This window comes from Actinoallomurus acaciae, from assembly GCF_042429965.1.
Taxonomy (GTDB): domain Bacteria; phylum Actinomycetota; class Actinomycetes; order Streptosporangiales; family Streptosporangiaceae; genus Actinoallomurus; species Actinoallomurus acaciae.
In genome coordinates, this window is sequence record NZ_JBHLZP010000381.1 from 1 (window position 1) to 7899 (window position 7899).

The 7899-nt window shown below is 72.1% G+C and carries 9 protein-coding genes; 4 read left to right on the top strand and 5 right to left on the bottom strand.

Annotated elements, in window-relative coordinates; genetic code table 11:
- Nucleotides 1–362: acyl-CoA dehydrogenase family protein (locus ACFFNX_RS35225; protein WP_378210252.1), on the bottom strand; the 362-nt coding region annotated here is incomplete at its 3' end.
- Nucleotides 363–566: 204 nt separating this feature from the next.
- Here ACFFNX_RS35225 and ACFFNX_RS35230 point away from each other — a divergent pair.
- On the top strand, nt 567–701 hold the full coding sequence (locus tag ACFFNX_RS35230; RefSeq protein ID WP_378210253.1) for a hypothetical protein: 135 nt from the start codon (nt 567–569) through the stop codon (nt 699–701).
- Nucleotides 702–749: 48 nt separating this feature from the next.
- On the opposite strand, the gene ACFFNX_RS35235 is transcribed toward ACFFNX_RS35230, so the two are convergent.
- Both ACFFNX_RS35235 and ACFFNX_RS35240 read right to left on the bottom strand, forming a co-directional pair.
- A complete protein-coding gene (locus tag ACFFNX_RS35235; RefSeq protein WP_378210254.1) occupies nt 750–1061 on the bottom strand; it encodes a Trm112 family protein in 312 nt (103 codons plus the stop codon).
- Nucleotides 1058–1822: a class I SAM-dependent methyltransferase gene (locus ACFFNX_RS35240; RefSeq protein ID WP_378210255.1), complete on the bottom strand. Its 765-nt coding sequence runs from the start codon at nt 1820–1822 to the stop codon at nt 1058–1060. Before ACFFNX_RS35240 ends, ACFFNX_RS35235 begins: the two co-directional genes overlap by 4 nt.
- Before the next feature lie 143 nt (nt 1823–1965).
- Between ACFFNX_RS35240 and ACFFNX_RS35245 the strand changes: the two genes are divergently transcribed.
- The 3 genes from ACFFNX_RS35245 to ACFFNX_RS35255 all read left to right on the top strand — a co-directional run bounded on the left by ACFFNX_RS35245 (nt 1966) and on the right by ACFFNX_RS35255 (nt 5001).
- Nucleotides 1966–2682, top strand: a complete 717-nt coding sequence (locus tag ACFFNX_RS35245) for a class I SAM-dependent methyltransferase (RefSeq protein ID WP_378210256.1) — start codon at nt 1966–1968, stop codon at nt 2680–2682.
- A 19-nt stretch (nt 2683–2701) separates the two neighbouring features.
- Entirely contained in the window at nt 2702–3580 is an 879-nt protein-coding gene (locus ACFFNX_RS35250; protein ID WP_378210257.1) for a DMT family protein, read from the top strand.
- 95 nt (nt 3581–3675) lie between these two features.
- Nucleotides 3676–5001 carry a serine/threonine-protein kinase gene (locus ACFFNX_RS35255; protein ID WP_378210258.1) on the top strand — a complete coding sequence of 442 codons (1326 nt, stop codon included), beginning with the start codon at nt 3676–3678 and terminating at the stop codon, nt 4999–5001.
- Nucleotides 5002–5105: 104 nt separating this feature from the next.
- On the opposite strand, the gene ACFFNX_RS35260 is transcribed toward ACFFNX_RS35255, so the two are convergent.
- Together ACFFNX_RS35260 and ACFFNX_RS35265 are read right to left on the bottom strand one after the other, a co-directional pair.
- On the bottom strand, nt 5106–6248 hold the full coding sequence (locus ACFFNX_RS35260; protein WP_378210259.1) for a P-loop NTPase family protein: 1143 nt from the start codon (nt 6246–6248) through the stop codon (nt 5106–5108).
- Nucleotides 6249–6438: 190 nt separating this feature from the next.
- On the bottom strand, nt 6439–7899 hold a 1461-nt coding region (locus ACFFNX_RS35265; RefSeq protein WP_378210260.1), incomplete at its 5' end, for an acyl-CoA dehydrogenase family protein.

Here is a 7899-nt window from a genome sequence, read left to right on the forward strand (position 1 = left end):
GCCAGAGACACCGCCCCGCGGCGGGTTCCGTCGGCGAGGCCGGGCAGGAGGTCGCCGGCGCCGGCCGCGAGCAGCACAGCGCTCGCCCAGACGGTGGGGACGTACGGGCCCGGGGCGAGGGCGCGGCCCATCTCCTCGACGGCGACCGCCAGTTCGACCAGGGAGAAGCCCTGTCCGCCGTGCTCCTCGGGCAGGTGCAGGCCGAGCAGTCCCTGGCCGGCGAGCGCGCTCCAGTGGTCCGGCCGCTCGTCCGCACCCGGGTCGAGTGCCGCGCGAACGGCCTCGCGCGGGATGTGCCGCGCCGCGAAGGCGCGTACGGAGGCGGCGAGTTCCTCGTGCTCGGCGGTCAGTCCTATGCCCATGCGCCCACGATAGATCAGATCCGAATGTCATTCGGTAGGACCGCGGCCTCCGCGACGCCGGCGCTGATCATGCGGATGCAGTGAGCAGATCTCGACGCCGCTCATTCAGCGGCTGGCCAAGGCCGATCCGGTGGACGTGGCCTCGGGCGAGGTGCTGCTGGAACAGGTTATGAGTTCTATGACCTGCACCGCCTCCATGACGAGATGAACGACCTGGACCGACAACTGAATCAAACCGATCCCTCAAGTCCGCGCTATGAGGAAATCGAGCAGAAGTGCTGGAAGGCCGAGCGCCGATACTACGAGAAAAGAATCTTCGGCCGGCAGGTCAATCAGTGAAACACACCGGCGCCCCTCATCGAGGGAACGGCGCGTAGGAGTCGAATGCTATTCGCGGGCGGTCTCGCGCCGCCCGGCCGACGCGGCGAGGTCGCGTCCGAGCGTGGCCGCCGCCTCGCCGCGCCCGGCGCGGGCGGTCAGCGTCGCGTGGCGTTCGGCGCCGACCTTCTCGGCCTCGCCGGCGAGAAGGACCGGGATGCCATCCTCGACCCGGTACGCGAGGCGCAGGCGCGGGTTGTAGAGCAGGCCGTCGCCCGGGAAGTACAGCAGCGCCTCCTTGTCCACGGGGCATGCCAGCAGCGCGAGCAGCCGCTCGTCGAGCACGGCGGTCTCCCCGTGGCCGGGCCCGGTGGCCGTCACGGCTCGCGCCGCAGGATGAGCAGGAGGTTCCAGGTCAGCAGCTCACGCAGGCCCGGCAGCCGGACGAGGAAGCCGCACCAGCGCGGGTAGTAGCGGGGTCGCGCCTCCAGCACCGTGACGTCGTCGCGGGAGCGGACCAGCCGCAGCACCCGCCCCGCGCCGAGCGCGAACAGGCTCGTGCCGTACCGGTTCTTGGGCGGATGCCCGTGCCGCCGGGCGTAGCGGCGCGCCGCGTACGCTCCGCCGAGGAAGTGCCAGGGCGAGGTCTCGTGGCCGCCCCAGGGGGAGAACCACAGGGTGTAGGCCAGGTAGACGACGCCGCCGGGCCGGGTGACCCGCACCAGTTCGTCGATGAAGGCGCCCGGGTCCGGCACGTGCTCCAGCACGTTGGAGGAGAAGCTGACGTCGACGCTGGCCTCCCGCAGCGGCAGCCGGCAGCCGTCGCCGACCAGCGCCCCCGCCCGGGGCGCGCCCCGCCCGGACAGTTCGCCGTGGTCCGCCTCGACGAGGAGGCCTCGCGCACCGCGGGCGTCGAAGGCGTCCGTGAAGTACCCGCTGCCGCCGCCCACGTCGAGGACCGTACGGCCCGCGAGGTCCACGTGGCGCTCGATCTGCCGTACGGCGTCGCCGGCGAGCAACGTGTAGAAGCCGTCCGGATCGGACTGCTCGCCGAGGAAGCCGCGGAACAGCCGCAGCGAGCGGAAACAGCGTTGAGCGGCGGACTCCACCGGCCGGCGCGGAAGAGTCCGGGGTGCGGCCATGCGCTGGTCTCCTGTCGAGGCTGATGGGGGTGAAGGGACGGGCGTTGACAGTGGATGATAACCGCCACAGAATGGCGCAAATCGGTCCACGGCTCGATCGATCCGCGGCGAGTCCGCCGGGCTCGCGGAAGGGAGCGGTCAGAGTGACGACCGGCGAAGGCGCGCTCCAGCGGTTCTATGAGGACCCGAGCGTCCCGGTCAGCTCCGGCGCCGGCCGGGCCCGGCGGCAGCTCCGGATGGTCGAGGCCGTTCTCGCCGAGGCGGACCGGCCCCAGGTGATCGTGGACGTCGGCTGCGGCGACGGTTCGGCCACCGGCCTCGTACGACGGCTCGGGCACACGGTCGTGGGCGTCGACTGGTCGATGATGGCGCTGCGGAACGCCCGGCGCCACGACCTCCTGCTGATCCGCGGTGGGCTCGACGCGCCCGGCCTGCCTCTCGCGGACGGCAGCGTCGACCTCGTGATCTTCAGCGAGGTGATCGAGCACATCGTCGACACCGACGCGGCGATCGACGAGCTCCACCGCGTGCTGCGGCCCGGCGGCCGGCTCCTCGTGTCCACGCCGAACCTCGCCGCCTGGTACAACCGCGGCCTGCTCGCGCTCGGCATCCAGCCGATCTTCTCCGAGGTCAGCATGCGCGGCGTGTACGGGCGGCCGGGCCGTCAGGTGGCCGGTCACCTGCGGATGTTCACCAAGCGGGCGCTGACGGAGTTCCTCACCGCGCGGGGCTTCGTCTGCGAGCGCGTGGACGGCGCGCCGTCCCACGTCGTGCCCGGCGTCCTGCGGCCCCTGGACGTGCTGCTGTGCCGGTGGTCGTCGGCCGCGAGCATCCTGCTCGTCCAGGCGCGGCGCCCATGATCGCCGTGCCGGAGCGGCCGTGATCTTCGGCGTGGTGCTGGCGCTCGTCGCCACGCTCGCCTACAACGTCGGGTTCGTGCTGGAGAAGGGTGCACTGTCCGCGCTGCCGCCGCTGAACGTCCGGCTGCCCCTGACCCTGGTCCGGATGCTGGTGACGACGCCCCGCTGGCTGGCCGGGTTCGGGCTGATCCTCACGGGGCTGGCCGGTCAGCTCGTGGTCCTGACGCGTATCCCGCTGACCGTGGCGCAGCCGGTGTTCGCCTCCGGGATCGTGTTCCTGCTCCTGCTGAGCATGACGATGCTGGGCGAGCGGCTGACCGCGCGCGAGTGGACCGGGCTGGCGGGGATCGCGGCCGGGGTCGCCTGCGTCATCGCGTCGCTGGACCCGCGCACGGACGCCGCCGGGACGGGCGGCCACGTGGTACGCGTACTGCTGGTCGCCGTGCCGTCCACGCTGCCGGGCGTGGCGGTGTTCGCGGCGGCCGCACGCGGGGCGCGGCTCCGGCCGGCCGGCGACGTGCCGTACGGCCTGGCGGCCGGGATCGTGTACGGCGTCGCCGGCATGGTCTCCAAGGGCCTGTCGGCGTCGATCGACTTCCACGGCCTGGTGGAGATCGTCGCGTCGACACTGGCCTCGCCGTACCTGTACCTGCTGCTACCGGTGACTCTGACGGGCTTCGTGGTCTTCCAGACGGCGTTGCAGCGGGGACGCGCGTCGATCGTCGCCCCGGTGTCCACCGTGGTCTCCACGCTCTACACCGTGGTGGCGGGCACCCCGATGTTCGGCGAGCACCTCCCCCCGAGCATGGGCGATCTGGTCCTCCGCCTGGCGGGCCTGGTACTCATCGCGGCCGCCCTCCTCCGCCTCCCCCACGAGGCAGGGGACCAGTGGACCTGACCACGGCGCTCGAGGTCGCAGGACCGCTCCCGATCACATAGGCCCATTCACGGACATGACGGTCTCGTTGACGGGAGGGCGGCTAGGGTCGGCTCGTGAACGATCTCGGCCGACTCCTCGCTCACCGATACCGGCTCACCGACATTCTGGGGCAGGGCGGCATGGGGGCCGTCTGGCGCGCTCACGACGAGCAGCTGAACCGGGACGTGGCCGTCAAGGAACTCCGGTTCCCCGAGCAGCTGAGCGCCGACCGGCGGCAGACCTGGATCGCGCGGCTGGATCGTGAGGCACGCGCGGCCGCGCGGCTGAAACACCCCGGCATCATCACCGTCCACGACCTGGTCGTCGGTGATGACGAACGCCCCTGGATCATCATGGAACTGGTCCACGGCAGGTCCTTGGGCGATCTCCTCAACGCCGAAGGGGCGCTGCCGCCCCAGCGGGTCGCCTGTATCGGCCTGCGGATACTCGACGCCCTCCGCGCGGCGCACCAGGTGGGCGTCGTCCACCGCGACGTCAAGCCCGCCAACGTCCTGCTGGAGGGCGACCGGGTCGTCCTGACCGACTTCGGCATCGCCGCCGTCGACAACGACGCCACCCTGACCCGCTCGGGCGAGATCATGGGGACCCCCGCCTTCATGTCCCCCGAGCAGGTACGCGGCCTCCCGGCCGGCCCCGCCTCCGACCTGTGGTCGCTGGGCGCGACCCTCTACACGGCCGTGGAGGGCCGCCCCCCGTTCGGCGGCACCAGCGCCGGAGCGGTCTTCGTCGCCGTCGCGACCGAGGACCCCGCCGCCGCCGTCCACGCCGGCCCTCTCGAACCGGTCATCAGCGCTCTGCTCCGCAAGGACCCGGCTCGGCGCCCGACCGGCGACCAGCTCCACGCGGCACTGACCCGGCTCGGCCCCGGTCACCCGGCACACGGCCCGGCACCGGCTCCGGCACCCGCCCATCAGCCGCCTCAACGCCCCCCGGCGCAGCGCGGCAGGCCGCCCTGGCTCGTACCGGCCGCCATCGCGGCGACCGTCGTGGCGGCCGCGGCGGTGTTCGCGTTCGTGTTCCGTAGCGGCGCGGACTCCACCTACAACGACAACCTGCGCATCGCCGAGAGCCTCGGAGCGCCCAGCGGCTACACCCGTACGGCGGAGAAGAACATCGGCGGCGGCAGAGCACAGGTGACACTGACCGCCGACCGCACCTGCGGCGCGGAATGTTCGGCCTCCGACGGTCACGCCGCGTGCCAGGCCGTCAGAGAGTGGCTGCAGACAAGGCCCGCCGTCAAGAGCGTGAGCCTCGCCATCGTCACCCCGGACGGCAGGAGCTGCGTCTTCGGCCTCCAGCCCGTCCACACGCCGGGCGTCATCAAGGCCGAGGTGCTGCTCCAGAACGACCGGACCCTCGTGCGGATCGAGGCCACCTGACCCGCCTGCCCGCCTCCGCACGCACCGGCCGGACGCGTTGGCCGCCGGCACGTCCCACACGGCGTCCGGCTCGATCGACCATCGTCGTGGCCCGCAGCGGGACCTTACCGGCGAGCCTGGTGGAACGGGCCGGTGACGATCTGGCGGATGAAGGGGTGGTTGTAGCGGAGGGGCTCCGCGGAGACCTCGAAGGTGAAGTCCTGCCCGGGCTGCAACCGGCGGTTGCCGATCACCACGGGGCGCTGGGCCCGGTAGATCGGGGCCCACGGCGGGGCGTAGTACATCGCGCCGGTACGCCTGATGTCGTCGCGCCGGAGCGCGGCGTTGAGCTGATCCTGGATCGCCAGGGTCGACGCCGGGTCGGGGTCGCCCCGCCACAGGTCGTTGATGGCCCGGCGCGCCTGGGGATCACGTTGCCGACGCCTGACGGCGTCGCGTTCGGTCAGGCACCACGGGTCGAAGTCGCCGCTTCCCGGGAGCGGCAGCCGGCCGGCCGTCGGTCCGGCACCGCCACGGCGGCCGTAGGTCTTCAGCAGGCTCGGCATCGCGATGAGCTGGCCGAGGTGGTAGTAGATCTCCAGCGCGCGCCGAAGGCGCTCCTCGACGACCTCGTGCAACCGCCGGCCGGCGGCCGGGTCGAACGCCTGCATGGCGTAGTCGGACGACGTACCCGCCTCCGCCGCGAGCTGCCGCAGCCGGGCGATCTCGGTGTGCCGGCCGTCCGGGGCGGCGGTGATCTCAAAGGTGCCCAGCGCGACCTCGGCGTGTTCCCGTACGGCGGCACACGCCGCGATCATCGCCTCCAGGTGGGCGGCCGGGCAGGGCTCGATCTCGACCCAGCCGGGCAGGTCGGCCGGCAGGTACCCCGGGTCCTGCACCCGGTAGCCGGGGTTGGCCGCGGCCTGACGGCTCAGCGACAGCCAGCGCTCGACCTGGCCGAAGAACGCCCACACCTGTTCGGCCGTGACCTTGGGGAGGTAGCCGGCCGTACGAGAGTCGGCACGGTAGTCGGCGTCGATCATCTTGTCGCCCAGGGTCTGCAGGACGTAGGCGTTCCACGCGTACAGCTGCTGGGCGGCCGCAGCGGCCGGCATGCGCCAGGCACTGACCCCCTGGGCGGCCAGGTCCTGGCGTACGGCGTCGGCGTCGTCGAGCGCGCGATAGACGCCCACACCGGCCCGCTGGATCGACTCCAGCGTCCGGGCCGGCACCTCCTTGCGGAAGCCGGCGATCACACGGGTCAGCATCCCCGGTTCGACCGCCCCCTCTTCCGCACCCTGCGCGACCGTTGATCAGACTCAGCCGGCAACCGTCGCGTTCCGGGAACATGATGATACGAGTGTCAGCCGAATTCCGGCATTCCCCCACTCTCGGACAGTTGTCCTCGTCGGCCGCCGTGCGGCGGCCCGGCACGGTCCGCGACGGCAGCGAGGCCGGTCACCTGCCGGGCTCGGGATCGCGGGGCAGGCCGAGCATGCGCTCGGCGATGACGTTGAGCTGGACCTCCGTCGTTCCGCCGTAGATGGTCATCGAACGGCTGAACAGCATGTAGCGCGCCCACAGGCCGGTGGCCCCGGTCATGTCCTCCAGCGCCGCGACGGCACCCTGGGACTCCCAGATGAAGTCGGCGACCTGCTGGTTGAACTGCACGCCGAGCAGCTTGCGGACACTCGCCTCCGCGCCCGGCTCGTGGCCGGAGATCTGCTTCAGCGTCAGGCGCAGGCCGAGCAGGTCGATCGCCTGGCCCTCGCAGAGGTACTCGCCCAGCTCGGCGCGCCTGACCGGGTCCAGGTCGCGGGAGCCGAAGAAGTTCAGCAGCTCCTTCACCCCGGCGCCGAGCCCCGAACCGCTGGACAGCTGCACGCGCTCGTTGCTCAGGGTGTTGCGGGCGACCTTCCAGCCCTGGCCGACCTCGCCCACCACCCGGTCGTCGGGGACGAACACGCCGTCGAGGAAGACCTCGTTGAACATCGCCTCGCCGGTCAGCTCCCGCAGCGGGCGCACGTCGACACCCTCGGACTTCATGTCGACGATGAAGTACGTGATGCCGTCGTGCTTCTTCGGCTCGGTCGAGCTGCGGGCGATGCAGATCGCCCACTCGGCCTGCCGGGCCACCGACGTCCAGATCTTCTGGCCGGTCAGCTTCCAGCCGCCCTCGACCCGCTCCGCCTTCATCTGCAGGGACGCCAGGTCCGAACCCGCGCCCGGCTCGCTGAACAGCTGGCACCACGCCATCTCGCCGCGCAGCGTCGGAGCCAGGAACCGCTCCTGCTGCTCGGGGGTACCGTACGTGACCAGCGACGGGACCACCCAGGCGCCGATCGCGAGCTGCGGGCCCTTGACCTTCGCGGCGCGCAGCTCCTGGAGGATCAGCACCTGCTCCATCGGCGAGGCGGCCTTGCCCCACGGCTTGGGCAGGTGCGGGAACACCCAGCCCTCGTCGCCCATCCGGGCGAACCGCGCCGTGTTGTCCTCGATCGCGGCCAGCTCGGCGACCTCGGCGCGAATGCGGTTGCGGAGGGGTTCGGTGTCCTCGTCCAGCTCGACCTCGACCGCGCGGCGTACACCGTCGAGCGCCAGGGTCGCGACGGAGCCGGCCCAGTCCTTCGCCGGCCCCAGCAGGACGCGCAGCGTCGAGGCGCGGCGCAGGTAGAGACCGGACTCGTGCTCCCAGGTGAAGCCGATGCCGCCGAGCACCTGAATGCAGTCGCGGGCGCAGCGCAGCGCGGCGTCCGGGGCGATCACCGCGGCGACGCCCGCCGCGAAGCCCGACTCGTCGGCGGGGTCGTCGGAGGCGCGGGCGGCGTCCCACACGACCGCGCGGGCCTTCTCCAGCTCGATCAGCATCCGCGCGCACTTGTGCTTGACACCCTGGAACTGCCCGATCGGCCGGCCGAA